General features: G+C 70.5%; 12 protein-coding genes. 5 read left to right on the top strand and 7 right to left on the bottom strand.

The genetic code is table 11. From position 1 onward, the window contains the following. Positions 1-56: 56 nt before the first annotated feature. Positions 57-2,210: an acyltransferase family protein gene (locus CXQ97_RS03245; RefSeq protein ID WP_258062202.1), complete on the top strand. Its 2,154-nt coding sequence runs from the start codon at positions 57-59 to the stop codon at positions 2,208-2,210. A 39-nt stretch (positions 2,211-2,249) separates the two neighbouring features. On the opposite strand, the gene CXQ97_RS03240 is transcribed toward CXQ97_RS03245, so the two are convergent. Continuing rightward, entirely contained in the window at positions 2,250-5,258 is a 3,009-nt protein-coding gene (locus CXQ97_RS03240) for a bifunctional [glutamine synthetase] adenylyltransferase/[glutamine synthetase]-adenylyl-L-tyrosine phosphorylase (RefSeq protein ID WP_104179417.1), read from the bottom strand. Positions 5,259-5,298: 40 nt separating this feature from the next. Further along, positions 5,299-6,639 carry a glutamine synthetase family protein gene (locus CXQ97_RS03235; protein ID WP_104179828.1) on the bottom strand — a complete coding sequence of 447 codons (1,341 nt, stop codon included), beginning with the start codon at positions 6,637-6,639 and terminating at the stop codon, positions 5,299-5,301. 251 nt (positions 6,640-6,890) lie between these two features. Between CXQ97_RS03235 and panB the strand changes: the two genes are divergently transcribed. After that, the gene (gene panB / locus CXQ97_RS03230) at positions 6,891-7,775 is read left to right on the top strand and encodes a 3-methyl-2-oxobutanoate hydroxymethyltransferase (RefSeq protein ID WP_104179416.1); all 885 of its coding nucleotides are present in this window, start codon (positions 6,891-6,893) and stop codon (positions 7,773-7,775) included. A gap of 4 nt (positions 7,776-7,779) precedes the next feature. Here the strand turns inward: panB and CXQ97_RS19345 are convergent, their stop codons facing one another. Next, positions 7,780-7,941, bottom strand: coding sequence for an SPOR domain-containing protein (locus CXQ97_RS19345; protein WP_146069559.1), 162 nt, complete (start codon positions 7,939-7,941; stop codon positions 7,780-7,782). Between the two features lie 95 nt (positions 7,942-8,036). On the opposite strand from CXQ97_RS19345, the gene map reads away from it, so the two are divergent. Next, positions 8,037-8,915, top strand: a complete 879-nt coding sequence (map, locus tag CXQ97_RS03225; protein ID WP_104179415.1) for a type I methionyl aminopeptidase — start codon at positions 8,037-8,039, stop codon at positions 8,913-8,915. 92 nt (positions 8,916-9,007) lie between these two features. After that, the gene (gene ppgK, locus CXQ97_RS03220; protein ID WP_104179414.1) at positions 9,008-9,820 is read left to right on the top strand and encodes a polyphosphate--glucose phosphotransferase; all 813 of its coding nucleotides are present in this window, start codon (positions 9,008-9,010) and stop codon (positions 9,818-9,820) included. A 148-nt stretch (positions 9,821-9,968) separates the two neighbouring features. On the opposite strand, the gene nrdR is transcribed toward ppgK, so the two are convergent. The 3 genes from nrdR to CXQ97_RS03205 all read right to left on the bottom strand — a co-directional run bounded on the left by nrdR (position 9,969) and on the right by CXQ97_RS03205 (position 12,541). Next, entirely contained in the window at positions 9,969-10,466 is a 498-nt protein-coding gene (gene nrdR, locus CXQ97_RS03215; protein ID WP_104179413.1) for a transcriptional regulator NrdR, read from the bottom strand. Positions 10,467-10,590: 124 nt separating this feature from the next. Further along, positions 10,591-11,952 (bottom strand): histidinol dehydrogenase, encoded by a 1,362-nt coding sequence (hisD, locus tag CXQ97_RS03210; protein WP_258062199.1) that lies wholly within the window; start codon positions 11,950-11,952, stop codon positions 10,591-10,593. Positions 11,953-12,013: 61 nt separating this feature from the next. Beyond that, positions 12,014-12,541 (bottom strand): hypothetical protein, encoded by a 528-nt coding sequence (locus tag CXQ97_RS03205; RefSeq protein WP_104179412.1) that lies wholly within the window; start codon positions 12,539-12,541, stop codon positions 12,014-12,016. A gap of 129 nt (positions 12,542-12,670) precedes the next feature. Between CXQ97_RS03205 and CXQ97_RS03200 the strand changes: the two genes are divergently transcribed. Further along, entirely contained in the window at positions 12,671-13,198 is a 528-nt protein-coding gene (locus CXQ97_RS03200) for a flavin reductase family protein (protein ID WP_258062198.1), read from the top strand. Positions 13,199-13,231: 33 nt separating this feature from the next. Here CXQ97_RS03200 and dnaE read toward each other — a convergent pair whose 3' ends face one another. After that, positions 13,232-16,774, bottom strand: coding sequence for a DNA polymerase III subunit alpha (gene dnaE, locus CXQ97_RS03195; RefSeq protein ID WP_258062197.1), 3,543 nt, complete (start codon positions 16,772-16,774; stop codon positions 13,232-13,234). Positions 16,775-16,799: the final 25 nt, after the last annotated feature.

Genomic DNA, 16,799 nt, shown 5'->3' with positions numbered 1-16,799 from the left:
GCCGGCGGGAGGGACTCAGTGCGGGCCTCCGCCCCCGTGGCCGAGAAGGAGAACTGTTGACGACCAGCGACACCGCCGCGCCGGCCACGGTGCTCGCCCGGACCAGCGAGCCGCAGGCGCCGGCTGCCCGGGCGAAGGCGCCCCGGAAGGACATCCAGGCGCTGCGGGCCCTGGCTGTCACCTTCGTCGTCCTGAACCACGCGGCACCGGACCTGCTCCCGGGCGGATACGTCGGAGTCGACATCTTCTTCGTCATCTCCGGTTACCTCATCACCCAGCACCTGCTGGGCGAACTGTCGGCCACCGGGCGGCTGCGCCTCGGCTCGTTCTATGCCCGCCGTGCCGTCCGCCTGCTCCCCGCCGCGCTGACCGTCTCCGCCGTCTCGCTGGCCGTCGCATGGGTGGCGCTGCCCTATCCACGCTGGATCGGGGTCGCCCAGGAGACCCTCGCCGCCAACCTCTACGTCGAGAACTGGGTTCTGGCACTCAAGTCCGTCGACTACTCCGCGCAGACCGAGTCGGCGTCGCCCCTGCAGCATTACTGGTCGCTCTCGGTCGAGGAGCAGTTCTACCTCCTCTGGCCGCTCCTGCTGACCGTCGTCGTCACCCTCGCCGTCCGCCATCGGATGCGGAGCCGGGCGCTCCTCACCCTGGTGCTCGGCGCGGTCTTCGTGCTGTCCCTGGCCTTCTGCATCCACCTCACGTCCACGAACAGGAGCGCCGCCTACTTCGTGACTCCCGCGCGTGCCTGGGAATTCACGGCCGGCGCCCTGGTGGCCGTGCGCGCCCTGCGCCACCAGCGCAGCCTGACGACCCCCCTGGTCCCGGCCCTCGCCGGAGCCGCGCAGATCCTCGGGTACGGGCTGATCCTCTGCTCCGCGGCCGGTTTCACGGAACGGACCCCCTTCCCCGGCTACCTGGCGCTCGTCCCCGTCGTGGGCACCGTCCTGGTCATCGCCGGCGGCCCGCACCACCCCGCGTGGGCGCCCGGCGCCGCACTCGGCGCCAGGCCCGTCCAGTTCGTCGGGGACATCTCCTACTCCCTGTACCTGTGGCACTGGCCCGCGCTGCTCCTCGTGCCGGCCCTGATCGGCCGCGACCTGCAGCCGATCGACACGGTCGTCCTCCTCGCCGGAACGGTCCTCCTGTCGTTCGGCAGCAAGCGGCTGATCGAGGACCCGGCGAGGACGGGACTCCTCCGCCGCTTCGGCCCCCGCACCTCCGGCATGCTCCTGCTCGGCGTCATGCTCGCCATCATCCTCGCGGCGACGGCCTTGACGGTGTCGGCGAATGCGGCGGGCGACCGCCAACGGCAGGCCCTCGACGCGATCTCCGGCGGACCCTGCTTCGGCGCGAAGAGCCTGTCCGCCCCGGACTGCGACCCGTTCGGGCCACCCGTGCTCGCGCAGGTCGGCCCCGAGGAGGCCCCCTGGTTCGACGGCGCGGAATGCACGGCGTCGCAGGATCCCATCGAGGTGGGCGGAGGGAACCGCCTGAGCACGTGCGACTTCGCGGGCGGCGGGGCGCCGGCAGCAGAGGCATGGCTCGTGGGCGACTCCCATGCCGAACAGTGGAAGACCGCCCTCCACGCGTTGGCCCGGGAGTCCTCCTGGCACCTGCAGGAGAGCCTCGTCGGCGGATGCCCCTATGTCGGCGTGCGCCGCACGGACTTCAACGGCCGCCCCGAGGGCGAGGGGTCGCAGGACGCCTGCCTCGCCTGGAGCCGGGAGGTGTCGGACCGCATCCTCGACCAGAAGCCGGACATGGTCTTCGTCTCGGCCTTCGGTGCCCGCGAGACCATCGACGACGGCTCGGGGCGGGACCAGCTGAGCCAGTACCGTGATGCGTTCGCGGATCGCGTCGGAGCGTGGGCCGACGCAGGCGTCGCGGTCTACGTCCTCCGGGACACCCCGCTGACGCTCGGCCGGGCCGGCCCGGACTGCCTCGCCCTCCACGCGTCGGCACCCCTCGAGTGCTCCTCCCCGGCCGGGGAGGCCCTCGCCGTCGACCCGCTCGCCGAGGCGGCCGTCGCCCTCGGTTCGCCGCGGGTGAAGGTGCTGGACCTGCAGGACCAGTTCTGTCCCGGCGGCCGGTGCTATTCGGTCATCGGCGGCGTGCACGTCTTCTTCGACGCGAATCACATCACGAGCACCTACATGCGGTCGCTCACGCCCGTCCTCGCCGAGCGTTTCGCGGCCCTCGACCGCTGAGCGATCCCGCGACCGGCCCTGCAGCGTCCCCCGCGGGCCTCAGTACCCGTAGAAGTGCCGCTCGAAGACGGCCCTGCTGCGCCGCGTCACCCGCAGGTAGTCCTCCTCGAGGTCCGAGCCGCTGCCCGGCCCGTACCCGCACCACCGCGCCACGGCCTCGAGGTCCCGCCGCGACGACGGCAACAGGTCGGAGCCGCGCCCACTCCAGATGACGTTCGCCGCCCGGATGCGGGTCGCGAGGTTCCAGCTCTCTCGGAGCGTGGCGACGTCCTCGCCGGGCAGCAGCCCCTCCTCGGCGACGACGTCCAGCGCGGCGAGCGTCGACTGCACGCGGAGGGCGGGGACCGCCCGTGCGTGCTGCAGCTGGAGCAGCTGCACGAGCCACTCGACGTCGCTCAGGGCGCCGCGCCCGAGCTTGAGGTGCCGTGACGGGTCGGCACCGCGCGGGAGCCGCTCCGACTCCACGCGGGCCTTGATGCGCCGGATCTCCCGGACGTCCGTCTCGCCGAGCTCCTCCGGGTAGCGCACGGCGTCGATGACCTCGAGGAACTCGGCCGCCAGGCCGTCGTCGCCCGCGAGGGGACGGGCGCGCAGGAGCGCCTGGGCCTCCCAGACGAGCGACCACCGACGGTAGTACTCCCGGTACGAATCGAGGGACCGCACCATCGCGCCCTGCTTGCCCTCGGGCCGGAGCGCCGTATCGATCTCGAGGACCCGCTCGGCGAGCACGGGCGGCTTGCACGGCTGGGTGAGCAGGGCGGCGAGGCGCGCCACGATCGCCTCCGCCTGCTTCTGCGCGGCCTCCTCGTCGACGCCCGGGAACGGGCGGTGGACGTAGATGACGTCGGCGTCCGACCCGTAGGTGATCTCCCTGCCGCCCTGGCGCCCCATGGCCACGACGACGACGTGCGTGAGCTGCTCCTCCCGCCCGAGGACCTGGCTCTCGGCGACGTGCAGGGCTCCGAGGATCGCGGCGCGGTCGGCGTCGGCCAGCGCCTCGCCCACCTGCGCCTGCGACAGCAGGCGGGAGCTGTCGGCGATGGCGATGCGCAGCAGCTCCCTGCGGCGGATCAGCCGGATCAGCCGGATGGCCTCCGCCGGTTCGGGGTGCCGCGACATCTTCGACTGGATCTCCTGCCACTGCGCGTCGAAGGCGTCCGGCACCAGTGCCGCATCGGAGCCGAGCCACTGCGTCGATTCGGGCGAGACCTCCAGCAGGTCCGTGATGAACCGGCTGCTCGAGAGGACGGCGCACAGCCGCTCGGCCGCGGCGTTCGAATCGCGCAGCATCCCGAGGTACCAGTGGCTCTCGCCGAGCGACTCGCTGAGGCGGCGGAACCCGAGGAGGCCGGCGTCGGGGTCGACGCCGTCGGCGAACCACGCGAGGAGGATGGGAAGGAGCTGGCGCTGCAGCATCGCGCGGCGCCGGAGGCCGCCGGTGAGCGCCTCGATGTGGCGCATCGCCCCCCGCGGGTCCAGGTACCCGAGCGCGGCGAGGCGGGCCTGGGCGGCCTCGGCGGTCAGCTGGACGTCCTCGGGGCGCAGCGTCGCCGCGTTGTTGAGCAGGGGCCGGTAGAAGATGGACTCGTGGAGCCGCCGGACCAGCTTCCGGGTCCGCTGCCACGAGTCGTGCAGGCTCTGGGGACTGGGACGCACCGTGACCAGGCAGCCCTGCGAGGACCGGGCGAGGGCCCGCAGGGAACTGTCGTCCTCGGGCATGAGGTGCGTGCGGCGCATCTGCATGAGCTGGATCCGGTGCTCGAGGACCCGCAGGTGACGGTACGCGTCGTCGAGGTCGAGGGCGTCCGAGCGTCCGACGTACCCCGCGGAGCTGAGGGCGTCGATCGCGGTGACGGTGTCCCGGACGCGCAATGACTCGTCGAGCCGGCCGTGCACGAGCTGCAGCAGCTGGACCGTGAACTCGACGTCCCGCAGCCCGCCCGCGCCGAGCTTCAGCTGGCGGGCCTCCTCCTCGCGCGGGATGTTGTCGGTGACGCGGCGCCGCATCGCCCGGACGGCCTCCACGAAGCCCTCACGCTGCGACGACGCCCACACGAACGGGGCGATGGCCTCCTCGTAGCGGCGTCCCAGCCCCGGATCGCCCGCCGCGGCACGGGCCTTCAGGAGCGCCTGGAACTCCCAGGTCTTCGCCCAGCGCTCGTAGTAGGAGACGTGGGACTGCAGCGTGCGGACGAGCTGGCCGTCCTTGCCCTCGGGGCGGAGGTTCGCGTCGACCTCCCACAGCGCCGGTTCGGTGCCGGCCGAGTAGACGCCGCGGGCCATGCCGGAGGCGAGGCCCGTGCCGATCCTCGTGACCGTCGTGTCGTCGAGCTCGTCCCCCTCCACCACGTAGACGACGTCGACGTCGGAGATGTAGTTCAGCTCGCGTGCGCCGCACTTGCCCATGGCGATGACCGCGAGTTTGACGCGCGCCACGGCGTCGGGCCCGTACACCTGCCCGAGCTCCGCCCGGGCGACAGCGAGGGACGCCTCGAGCGCGGCAGTGGCGAGATCGGCCAGTTCACGGGCGACGTCGGGCAGGTAGTCCACGGGCGCACAGTGGCAGAGGTCCCGCACCGCGAGATCCGTCAGGTGGCGCCGGTAGGCCACGCGGAGCCGGCGGTAGGCGTCGGGACCCGTGACGCCGGCCACGGGGTTGTCCTCCGACGGCTCGGCGTCGACCGAGAGCAGCAGCGCGGACCTCAGGACCTCGGGTCCGACGACGGCGGGCGTCGCCGGGCCGGGCCTGACGACGTCGAGGTGCTCGGGACGCCGCATGAGGAACTCGCCGAGGGCCTCCGAGGCCCCCAGGAGCCGGAAGAGCGGTCCGCGCCGACCCTCGTCGGAGAACGCAGCCAGGACGGCCTTCCGGCTGCCGGCCAGCAGGCGCACCAAGGACTGCAGCGCGAGATCGGGATCGGCGGCCGCGGCGAGACCCGCGAAGAGGTCGTCGTCGTTCAGCCCGTGCAGTTCGGGCGCGTCCAGGAACCGCCGGCTCTTCTCGAGGTCCGTGAAGCCGTGACTGATCAGCTTGCGGTTGAGGCTCATCCCCCAACCCTAGCCATGTCGCCTCGGGCCCCGGCGCGCACTACAGGATGTTGAGATTCCGGCGCAGCTCGTACGGGGTCACCTGGATGCGGTAGTCGTGCCACTCGGCGCGCTTGTTCCGCAGGAAGTTCTCGAAGACCTGCTCCCCCAGGATGTCCGCCACCAGCTCCGACTCCTCCATCACGCGGATCGCGTCGTGCAGGCTCGCGGGCAGGGGGTCGTGACCCATCGCGCGGCGTTCGGCGGCCGTCAGGCTCCACACGTCGTCCTCGGCGGCCGGCGGGAGCTCGTAGCCCTCCTCGATACCCTTCAGGCCGGCACCCAGGAGCACCGAGTACGCGAGGTACGGGTTGCTCGCGGAGTCGATGCCGCGGTACTCGATGCGCGCGGACTGCCCCTTGTTCGGCTTGTACAGCGGCACGCGGACCAGGGCGGAGCGGTTGTTGTGTCCCCACGAGAGGTAGCTGGGCGCTTCCCCGCCGCCCCACAGGCGCTTGAACGAGTTGACGAACTGGTTCGTCACGGCCGTGAACTCGGGTGCGTGGCGGAGGATGCCCGCGATGAACTGGCGTGCGGTCTTCGACAGCTGGAACTCGGCGCCGGCCTCGAAGAACGCGTTCGTGTCCCCTTCGAAGAGGGAGAAGTGGGTGTGCATGCCGGAGCCCGGGTGCTCGGAGAACGGCTTGGGCATGAAGGTCGCGTAGCTGCTGGAGGTCAGGGCGACCTCCTTGATGATGGTGCGGAACGTCATGATGTTGTCCGCCGTCTGCAGCGCGTCGGCGTAGCGCAGGTCGATCTCGTTCTGCCCGGGACCGGCCTCGTGGTGGCTGAACTCCACGGAGATGCCGACGGACTCTAGCATCGCCACGGCGGTCCTGCGGAAGTCCTGGGCCACTCCCCCGGGGACGTGGTCGAAGTAGCCGGCCTGGTCCACGGGCACCGGCTGCCCGTCAGCGCCCAGCTCGGCGGACTTCAGGAGGTAGAACTCGATCTCGGGGTGCGTGTAGCAGGTGAACCCCATGTCGGCGGCCTTCGCCAGCGTCTTCTTGAGGACGCCCCGCGGGTCGGCGGTGGACGGCCGGCCGTCCGGCGTGAGGATGTCGCAGAACATGCGGGAGGTCTGTTCCTTCTCGCCGCGCCACGGCAGGATCTGGAACGTGGACGGATCGGGCTGCGCCAGCATGTCCGATTCGTAGACGCGGGCCAGGCCCTCGATGGAGGAGCCGTCGAACCCGAGGCCCTCGGCGAAGGCGCCCTCGACCTCCGCCGGCGCGAGCGCCACGGACTTCAGGGAGCCGACGACGTCGGTGAACCACAACCGTACGTAGCGGACGTCCCGCTCCTCGATGGTGCGCAGTACGAACTCCTGCTGCCGGTCCATGACCACCTCTTCCCGTTCCTCGTCGCCCTGCCGCCCCGGGGCGGAGGGCCGTGCCCGACGTCGTGCGCAGCCGGTGCCGCCGCTTCCGTGGCATGCCACGGGCGCCGGCACGCGAGCGCCTGCCGTGAATCACTCTACTGACCCGCAGGAGCAGATCGGTGCGCCCCCCTGTCCCGGTGCGCCGTCCGGTGCGCCGCCGGCCGTGTGCACCCGACAGGAGGCCGTCCGCCACCGTCCGATAGTCTCGTTCCATGACTTCCGCCGAACTGCCAGCACCCTACGGAGAGGGAGCAGGCGCCGCTCCGGCCACTCCGTCCGGCTCACCGGCGGCCGCACGACCGTCCGGCCGCATCCGCCTCCACCACCTGCAGCAGGCCAAGGACCAGGGCACGCGCTTCGCGATGCTGACGGCGTACGACCAGTACGCGGCTCAGGTGTTCGACGAGGCAGGCATCGAGGTGCTGCTCGTGGGCGATTCGGCGGCCAACAACGTCCTCGGTCACGCCACGACCCTGCCCATCACCCTCGACGAGATGATCATCTTCAGCCGGGCGGTGAGCCGGGCCGCGACGCGCGCCCTCGTCGTCGCCGACCTGCCCTTCGGCAGCTACGAGGTGTCGCCGCAGCAGGCCGTGGCGTCGTCCGTCCGGCTCCTCAAGGAAGGTCTGGTCCACGCCGTCAAGATGGAGGGCGGGGCCGACTACGCGGACACCGTTCGTGCGCTCGTCCGGGCGGGCATCCCCGTCATGGCGCACATCGGGTTCACGCCGCAGAGCGAGCACGCGCTCGGCGGCTACCGGGTGCAGGGCCGCGGGGAGGCGTCCGGGCGGATCGTCGACGACGCCGTCGCCCTCGCGGAAGCGGGCGCGTTCTGCGTGCTGATGGAGATGGTCCCCGCGGAGACGGCTGCGGCCGTCGACGCCGCCGTCCGGGTACCGACCATCGGCATCGGCGCGGGCCCCGGGACCACCGGCCAGGTGCTGGTGTGGCAGGACATGGCGGGGCTGCGCGGCGGCAGGCAGGCGAGGTTCGTCAGGCAGTACGCCGACGTGCGGACGGTGCTCTCGGACGCCGCCCGCGCCTACGCCGACGACGTCCGCGCCGGCAGCTTCCCGGGACCCGAGCACACCTTCTAATACGCTAGTCGTCCTCCCGGTCCCAGGCGTCGTTGCGCTGCTGGACCTTCTCGAGGGCCTTCTCCGCTTCCCCGCGGGTGGCATAGGGCCCGATCAGCTGCGTCCAGTCCGACTGCCGGTCCTCCTCGACCTCGTGCGTCCGCACGTTGTACCAGTACTCCGTCATGGCGACCTCCTAGGTGCAGGGCACGGTGCTGTCATCCGGGATCCGGGAGGCACCGCTTTGTCGGCCGTCCCCGTGCCCGCTATAGGATCAAGGGTATGCCCCAGTCCTCCGCCACGGCCCCCCTCGGGACGCTGACACCCGGCACGGTCTCGCCACGGCGCCCCGTTCCTGCTGGCATCGCCCGGCCCGAGTACGTGGGCCGCAAGGCTCCCGCCCCGTTCACGGGCTCCGAGGTGAAGACACCCGAGACGATCGAGAGGATCCGGTCCGCGAGCCGGATCGCCGCGCAGGCCATCGTCGAGGTGGGCCGCGCCGCGACCCCGGGCGTCACCACGGACCAGCTCGACCGGATCGGCCACGAGTTCCTGCTCGATCACGGCGCGTATCCCTCGACCCTCGGCTACCGGGGCTTCCCCAAGTCGCTGTGCTCGTCCCTCAACGAGGTCATCTGCCACGGGATCCCCGACACCACGGTGGTGCAGGACGGCGACATCCTGAACATCGACATCACCGCCTACAAGGACGGCGTGCACGGCGACACGAACTACACGTTCTGCATCGGCGACGTCGACGAGGAGTCACGGCTCCTCGTCGAACGCACGCGGGAGTCACTCGACCGGGCGATCCGCGCAGTGGCCCCCGGTCGGGAGATCAATGTCATCGGGCGCACCATCCAGTCCTATGCGAAACGGTTCGGTTATGGTGTTGTCCGTGACTTCACCGGGCACGGCGTCGGAGAAGCGTTCCACACGGGCCTGATCATCCCCCACTACGACGCCGCCCCCGCCTACGACCGCGTCATCGAACCGGGCATGGTCTTCACCATCGAACCGATGCTGACGCTCGGCACGATCGACTGGACCATGTGGGCGGACGACTGGACCGTCGTCACGAAGGACCGGAAGAGGACAGCGCAGTTCGAGCACACGCTCGTTGTCACCGACCGCGGCGCGGAGATCCTGACCCTGCCCTAGGGCACCGTCCACGCACCGTGCCGAATTCCGACCCGACCACTGCCCGACCACTGCCCCTCCGGCTCGCGCCGGCCCCACTTCGACGGAGAATCATGGCCAAGGACACCGACAAGAAGAAATCGAAGAAGCTCCCCGCGACCGTCATCGGCGTCGATATCGGCGGCACCGGCATCAAGGGCGGCATCGTGGACCTCGAGAAGGGTGTCATCGTCGGTGAGCGCTACCGGATCCCCACGCCCAAGCCCGCCACGCCCGAAGCCGTCGCGGGGGTGGTGGCGCAGATCGTCGCCGAGCTGACCTCACGGCCCGAGGGCCCCCCCGCCGACGTCCCCGTCGGCGTCACCTTCCCCGCCATCATCCAGCACGGCGTGGCGCGCTCGGCGGCGAACGTGGACAAGAGCTGGGTGGACACCGACGTCGACGCCCTGTTCACCAAGGTCCTCGGACGCGCGGTGCACGTGATCAACGACGCCGACGCCGCAGGGCTCGCCGAGGTCCGCTACGGCGCGGGCAAGGGCAAGATGGGCACGGTCCTGGTCATCACCCTCGGGACCGGCATCGGCTCGGCCTTCATCTTCGACGGCAGGCTGGTACCGAACGCGGAGCTCGGCCACCTCGAGATCGACGGTCACGACGCCGAGACGAAGGCGTCGGCGGTCGCCCGCGAACGCGACGGCATCGGCTGGGACGAGTACGCCGTCCGCCTGCAGCGCTACTTCTCGCACGTCGAGTTCCTCTTCTCGCCGGAACTGTTCATCGTGGGCGGCGGGATCTCGAAGCGGAGCAGCGAGTACCTGCCGTCGCTCCAGCTGCGCACACCGATCATCCCGGCGGAACTCCGGAACCACGCAGGGATCGTGGGCGGGGCCCTGCAGGCCGCGCTGCTCTTCTCCCCGAAGGCCTGACCGCCCCCTCCCGCACAGGGGGAAGCCCGGTACGGATCCTGTCCGTACCGGGCTTCCCCATCTCCGGGCGTCCTGCCGCCGGGGCGGACGTGGAACCGGTGGTGGCGTCGGCTTCCCCTCCGCAGCCACCACCGGAATCTGTAGGGCGCTAGCGCGCCGTCAAGGGCCGTTGCGCGCCACTCGGCACGCGCTCGTTGTCCTTCGCCTGCTCGCGCAGGGTGTCGATCGCCTCTTCGAAGTCCTCGAGCGATTCGAACCCCTGGTACACGCTCGCGAACCGCAGATAGGCGATCTGGTCGAGCTTCCGGAGGGGGCCCAGGATGGCCAGTCCCACCTCGTGCGCGTCGATCTCCGCGACACCGCTCGCGCGGACGTTCTCCTCGACCTCCTGCGCCAGGAGCGCGAGGTCGTCCTCGGTGACCGGCCGGCCCTGGCAGGCCTTCCGGACGCCGTTGATGATCTTCGACCGGCTGAACGGCTCCCCCGCACCCGAACGCTTGACCACGCTGAGGCTCGTGGTCTCGACCGTGCTGAAACGGCGCCCGCACTCGGGGCACTGGCGGCGGCGGCGGATGGCCGAGCCGTCGTCGGCGAGGCGACTGTCCACGACACGCGAGTCGGGGTTGCGGCAGTACGGGCAGTACATGGGCTCCCCTTCCGCTCGACAACAACCGTTCCGCCCATTTTAGGACTACATGTGGTGAAACAACAACACTGTCATTACCAGATGTAGTGGCTGGGCGCTCCGGAGGGGTGTCCGGCCGGCCCGGTCAGGCGGCGGTGCCGTCGAACCGTGCGGTGACCGCTTCTCCGTGCGCCGGGAGGTTCTCTGCGTCGGACAGGGCCAGGATCGACGACGACACCTGTGCCAGCGCCGCGCGGTCGTAGTCGACGACCTGCACAGCACGCAGGAACGTGGTGACGTTGAGGCCGGAGGCGAAGGACGCGGTACCGCCCGTCGGCAGCACATGGTTGGAGCCGGCGCAGTAGTCGCCGAGGCTCACGGGGCTGTACGCACCGACGAAGATGGCTCCCGCATTGCGGATCCTCGCCGCCACGGCACCGGCGTCGGCCGTCTGGATCTCCAGGTGCTCCGCCGCATAGGCGTCGCACACCGCGATGCCGTGATCGATGTCCTCGACGAGGATCACCCCGGACTGCGGCCCGGAGAGCGCCGTCCGGACGCGGTCGGCGTGGCGTGTCGCGGCGGCGCGGACCTGCAGGGCCTCGACGACGGCCCGCGCGAGGTCCTCGGAGTCCGTGACCAGCACGGACGCCGCCTGGGGGTCGTGCTCGGCCTGGCTCACGAGGTCGGCCGCGACGAGGTCGGCATCCGCGGTCGCGTCGGCGAGGACGGCGATCTCGGTGGTGCCGGCCTCGGAGTCGATCCCCACCTGCCCGCGGACGAGGCGCTTGGCCGTCGCGACGAAGACGTTGCCCGGCCCGGTGACGACGGTGACCGGGTCGATCCCCGGGCCGGCATCCGGGCCGTCCGGGATGCCGTGGGCGAGGGCCGCGACGGCCTGCGCGCCGCCCATGGCGTACACCTCGGTGATGCCCAGCATGGATGCCGCGGCGAGGATCACGGGGTGCGGCCAGCCGCCGAACTCCTTCTGCGGCGGCGACGCGAGGGCGATCGAGCCGACGCCCGCGGCCTGGGCCGGGACCACGTTCATCACCACGGAGGACGGGTAGACGGCCAGCCCCCCGGGGACGTACAGCCCGACCCGGTCCACGGCGATCCACTTGTGGGTCAGACGTGCGCCCTCGGCGATCTCGACCTCCACGTCCGCCGGGACCTGGGCCCGCGCGAAGATGCGCGCTCGGCGGATGGCCTCGTCGAGCGCCGACCGCACGTCGCCGTCGAGCCCGGCCACGGCCGCCGCGATGATCTCCGCCGGCACGCGCGGGTGGTCCTGCTCCACGCCGTCGAACCGCCGTGCGAGGTCCCGCAGGGCATCGAAGCCGCGGTCCCGGACGTCGTCGATGATGGCCTGCACGGCGGCCTCCGAGGACAGGGCACTCGCCGCCGCCCTCGGCATGGCGTTCTTCAGCTCCCGGGGCGACAGCGCGAGGCCGCGCAGGTCGAGGGTCCGGAAGCTGACGGGGGAGGTACTGGGCGCTGGAGTCACCCGACGAGTCTATCGGGAGGCGCACCCGGCGCGCGGCGGGAGCGCACCCGCGACGGGCGGGTCAGGTCCTGCGGCGGGCGAGCCCGATGAGGGCCGTGACGAAGATGATGACGGCGGCGACGCCGGGCCAGATCGCCAGGGCTCCGTAGGACTGCAGCACGAAGGAGGAGCCCGGCAGCCCTTCGGTCCCGTGCGGCCCGAGCAGGTGGGCGAGACCCTCCCCGACCCCGAGGGCCAGGAGCGAGCCGAGGATCGATCCGCCGATCGCGGCCACGATGCGGGACACCACGCCGGGCAGGGTCAGGCGGAGCGCCACGACGGTGCCGACGGCGATACCCGCGACCAGTTCCAGTCCGGCGAGCGTGAGGTCGCGGAGCACCCAGTCCGCCGCGACCTCCGGGTCGCCGAACAGGCGGCCCGTCGGCGCGAGGAGCCACCACGCGGCACCGAGCAGGGCACCGAGGAGGACCGTGGAGCCGAGCCACCAGTAGATGCCCGAAGGCGGCACGGACCGCCTGTCCTCGGCGACGGCATAGACCGGCGGCGGATAGTTGCCCGATCCCGTGTCCGGTGGCTGGCTGGCGCGCATGACTTCTACATTAACAAACCCTCCCGTGCCCGCTGACCGCGCCTAGGGTGGAGGAGCCGCGAGGCGGGCCGTGCCCTGCACGGGTCCGCCACCGCGGCGCCCACTGCCGATACCGCCCGGAGGAACCCCGTGACCAACCCCAGCACCGCACCGGCAGGCCCCTCGTCCCCCGTGCTGCACGGCGAATCCTTCCGCGAGGTCTTCCGCCGCCACGCGGCCGGCGTCTCCATCATCACCGCGACGTACGACGGCGTCCCCTACGGGTTCACCGCCACCTCGGTGGCCTCGCTGTCCGCAGACCCCCCGCGCTTCTCCTTCAACATGGCGAGGACGTCCTCGTCGTGGCCCGCGGTCGCGAACACGAACTTCGTGGGCGTCCACATGCTCAGCACCGAGAACGAGGGGCTCGCGAACCGGTTCGCCCGCACGCAGGACCGGTTCACGGGCGACCACTGGGAGCCGGGGCCGGAGGGCGTGCCCATCCTGAAGGACGTGGCCGGCTGGCTCGTGGGCCGCATCAGCATGCGCCTGTCCTTCGAGAACAACGCGGTCGTCGTGGCCGAGGTGGTCGCGGGGAACATCGGACCCGACGGCGCTCCCCTGCTGTACCACGGCGGGAGCTACGGCACGCCGACGGCCACCGACTACGTCATCTGAGCCGGCCGGTCCCGGGAACCCGGCCGGCGCTCCTCAGGCGTCGAGGCAGGCGGGCCCGAACAGCACCTTCAGGTCCCCGAAGAGCCCGGGTGTCGGGTTGACCCGCAGGTCGACGCCGAGCTTCATCACCTCGACCTTGCGTGATCCGTTGAGCCGGATGAGGACCTCGCTCGTCCCGGGGTGCGTCCGCAGGACGTCGCCGAGGGCCGTGACCGCCGTCTCCGTCGCCTTGTGCTGCAGCATCGAGATCACCACGGGGCCGGAGTGCCCCTCGCTGAGGTCCGGCACCGTGAGTTCCTGGGCGTTGAGCATGACGGCGCCGTCGTCGCGACGCTGCAGGCGGCCGCGGACCACCACGATCAGGTCCTCGGCGAGGACACCGGAGATGGGTCCGTACACCTGGCCGAAGAACATGACCTCCATGGAACCGGCGAGGTCCTCGACCTCGGCGCGGGCGTAGGCGTTGCCGCTGTTCTTCGCGATCCTGCGCTGCAGGGAGGTGATCATGCCCGCGATCGTTACGATCGCGCCGTCGGCCGGGCCCTCCTCGCTGATGATCGACGGGATGGAGGAGTCGGCGTGCTGGCCGAGGATGCCCTCGAGTCCCTGCAGCGGGTGGTCCGAGACGTAGAGCCCGAGCATGTCGCGTTCGAACGACAGCTTGTCCTTCTTGTCCCACTCCGGGAGGTCCGGCACGTCGACGGACAGCCCGCTCACTCCCCCGCCGTCGGGGCCGTCGAACGCGCTGAAGAGGTCGAACTGGTTCGCCGCCTCGTTGCGCTTGAGGACGATCACGGAGTCCACGGCTTCCTCGTGGATCATCGCCAGGGCCCGGCGCGGATGCCGCAGCGAGTCGAACGCGCCGGCCTTGATGAGCGATTCGATGGTCCGCTTGTTGCAGACGACGGCGGGCACCTTCTGCAGGAAGTCGCTGAACGAGGTGAAGGCACCCTTCTCCTCGCGCGCGCCCACCATGGCGCCGACGACGTTCGCGCCGACGTTGCGGATGGCGCCCATGCCGAAGCGGATGTCCTTGCCGACCGGGGTGAAGTTGACGCTCGACTCGTTGACGTCTGGCGGCAGCACCGTGATGCCCATGCGGCGGCACTCGTTGAGGTAGATGGCCAGCTTGTCCTTGTCGTCGCCGACGCTGGTGAGCAGGGCCGCCATGTACTCGGCGGGGTAGTGCGCCTTCAGGTACGCCGTCCAGTAGGACACGAGCCCGTAGGCGGCGGTGTGGGCCTTGTTGAACGCGTAGTCCGAGAAGGATTCGAGCACGGTCCACAGCTTGTCCATCGCAGCCTGCGAATAGCCGTTGGCCTTCATGCCCGCGAAGAAGTCCGCCTGCTGCTTGTCCAGCTCGGACTTCTTCTTCTTGCCCATCGCGCGGCGCAGCATGTCCGCCTGCCCGAGCGTGAAGTTCGCCAGCTTCTGGGCGGCGCTCATCACCTGCTCCTGGTAGACGATCAGGCCGTACGTCCCGCCGAGGATCTCCTCGAGCGGGCCCTCGAGCTCGGGGTGGATCGGCTCGATGTCCTGCAGGCCGTTCTTGCGCAGGGCGTAGTTGGTGTGCGAGTTCACGCCCATCGGGCCCGGCCGGTACAGCGCCAGGACCGCGGAGATGTCCTCGAAGTTGTCGGGGCGCATGAGCTTCAGGAGCGACCGCATGGGCCCGCCGTCGAGCTGGAAGACGCCGAGGGTGTCGCCGCGCGCCAGGAGCTCGTAGGACTCCTTGTCATCGAGTTCGAGGTCCTCGAGGACCAGGTCGGTGTCCTTGTTGCCCTTGATGTTCTCGACGGCGTCCGTGATGATCGTCAGGTTCCTCAGGCCGAGGAAGTCCATCTTGATCAGCCCGAGACCCTCGCACGTGGGGTAGTCGAACTGCGTGATGATCTGGCCGTCCTGCTCACGGCGCATGATCGGGATGATGTCGATCAGCGGGTCGGAGGACATGATGACGCCGGCCGCGTGCACGCCCCACTGGCGCTTCAGTCCTTCGAGGCCGAGGGCCGTCTCGAACACCTTCTCCGAGTCGGAGTCGGTCTTCAGGAGCTCCCGCAGTTCCTCCGCCTCGGAGTAGCGCTTGGCGCCCTTGTTGTGCACGTCGGCGAGGGCGAGACCCTTGCCCATGACGTCCGGCGGCATGGCCTTCGTGAGGCGCTCTCCCGTGGAGAACGGGTAGCCCATCACGCGGGAGGAGTCCTTCAGGGCCTGCTTGGCCTTGATGGTGCCGTAGGTGACGATCATGGCCACGCGCTCGTCGCCGTACTTCTCCGTCACGTACCGGATGACCTCCGAGCGGCGGCGATCATCGAAGTCGACGTCGAAGTCGGGCATGGACACGCGCTCGGGGTTGAGGAAGCGCTCGAAGATGAGCCCGTGCTTGAGCGGGTCGAGGTCGGTGATGCGCATCGCGTACGCCACCATGGACCCGGCGCCCGAACCGCGGCCGGGACCGACGCGGATCCCGTTGTTCTTGGCCCAGTTGATGAAGTCGGCGACCACGAGGAAGTAGCCGGGGAAGCCCATCTGCGTGATGACGCCGACCTCGAACTCGGCCTGCTTGCGGACGTCGTCCGGTACGCCGGCGGGGTAGCGGAACTGCAGGCCCGTCTCGACCTCCTTGACGAACCACGACTGCTCGTTCTCGCCCTCGGGGACCGGGAAGCGCGGCATGTAGTTGGCCTTGGTGTTGAACTCGACGTCGCACCGCTCGGCGATGAGCAGCGTGTTGTCGCAGGCCTCGGGGTAGTCGCGGAAGATGGCGCGCATCTCGGCGGGCGATTTCAGGTAGAACTCGTCGGCGTCGAACTTGAAGCGCTTCGGGTCGGCGAGGGTGGACCCGGACTGGACGCAGAGCAGCGCGGCATGCGCCTTCGAGTCCTCGGCGTGGGTGTAGTGCAGGTCGTTGGTGGCGACGAGCGGCAGACCGAGCTCACCGGCGAGCCGGATGAGGTCGGCCTTGACCCTCCGCTCGATGTCGAGCCCGTGGTCCATGAGCTCGCAGAAGTAGTTCTCCGCCCCGAAGATGTCGCGGAAGTCCGACGCCGCCTGCCGGGCCTCGTCGTAGAGGCCGAGCCGCAGCTTGGTCTGCACCTCCCCGGACGGGCAGCCGGTGGTGGCGATGAGGCCCTTGCCGTAGGTCTGCAGCAGGTCGCGGTCCATGCGCGGCTTGTAGAGGTAGCCCTCGAGGGACGCCAGGGACGACATCCGGAAGAGGTTGTGCATGCCCTCGGTGGTCTCCGACCACAGCGTCATGTGCGTGTACGCGCCGGCACCCGAGACGTCGTCGCGGCCGCCGCCGCCCCACTGCACGCGCGTGCGGTCGTTGCGGGCGGTGCCGGGGGTGACGTAGGCCTCCACGCCGATGATGGGCTTGATCCCGGCGCTGTTGGCCTTGCTCCAGAAGTCGAACGCACCGAACACGAAGCCGTGGTCGGTGGTCGCGAGGGCCTTCATCCCGAGTTCCTCGGTGTGGCTGAACAGGTCGGTGAGCCGCGCGGCGCCGTCGAGCATCGAGTACTCGGTGTGGTTGTGGAGATGGACGAACGAGTCTTCGGATGCAGGAGTAGCCACCCGGCAAGTCTAGTGCTCCCCTACC

Source organism: Arthrobacter sp. B0490 (assembly GCF_002929355.1).
Lineage (GTDB): Bacteria > Actinomycetota > Actinomycetes > Actinomycetales > Micrococcaceae > Arthrobacter_D.
This window is presented reverse-complemented; position numbering and strand designations above follow the sequence as displayed.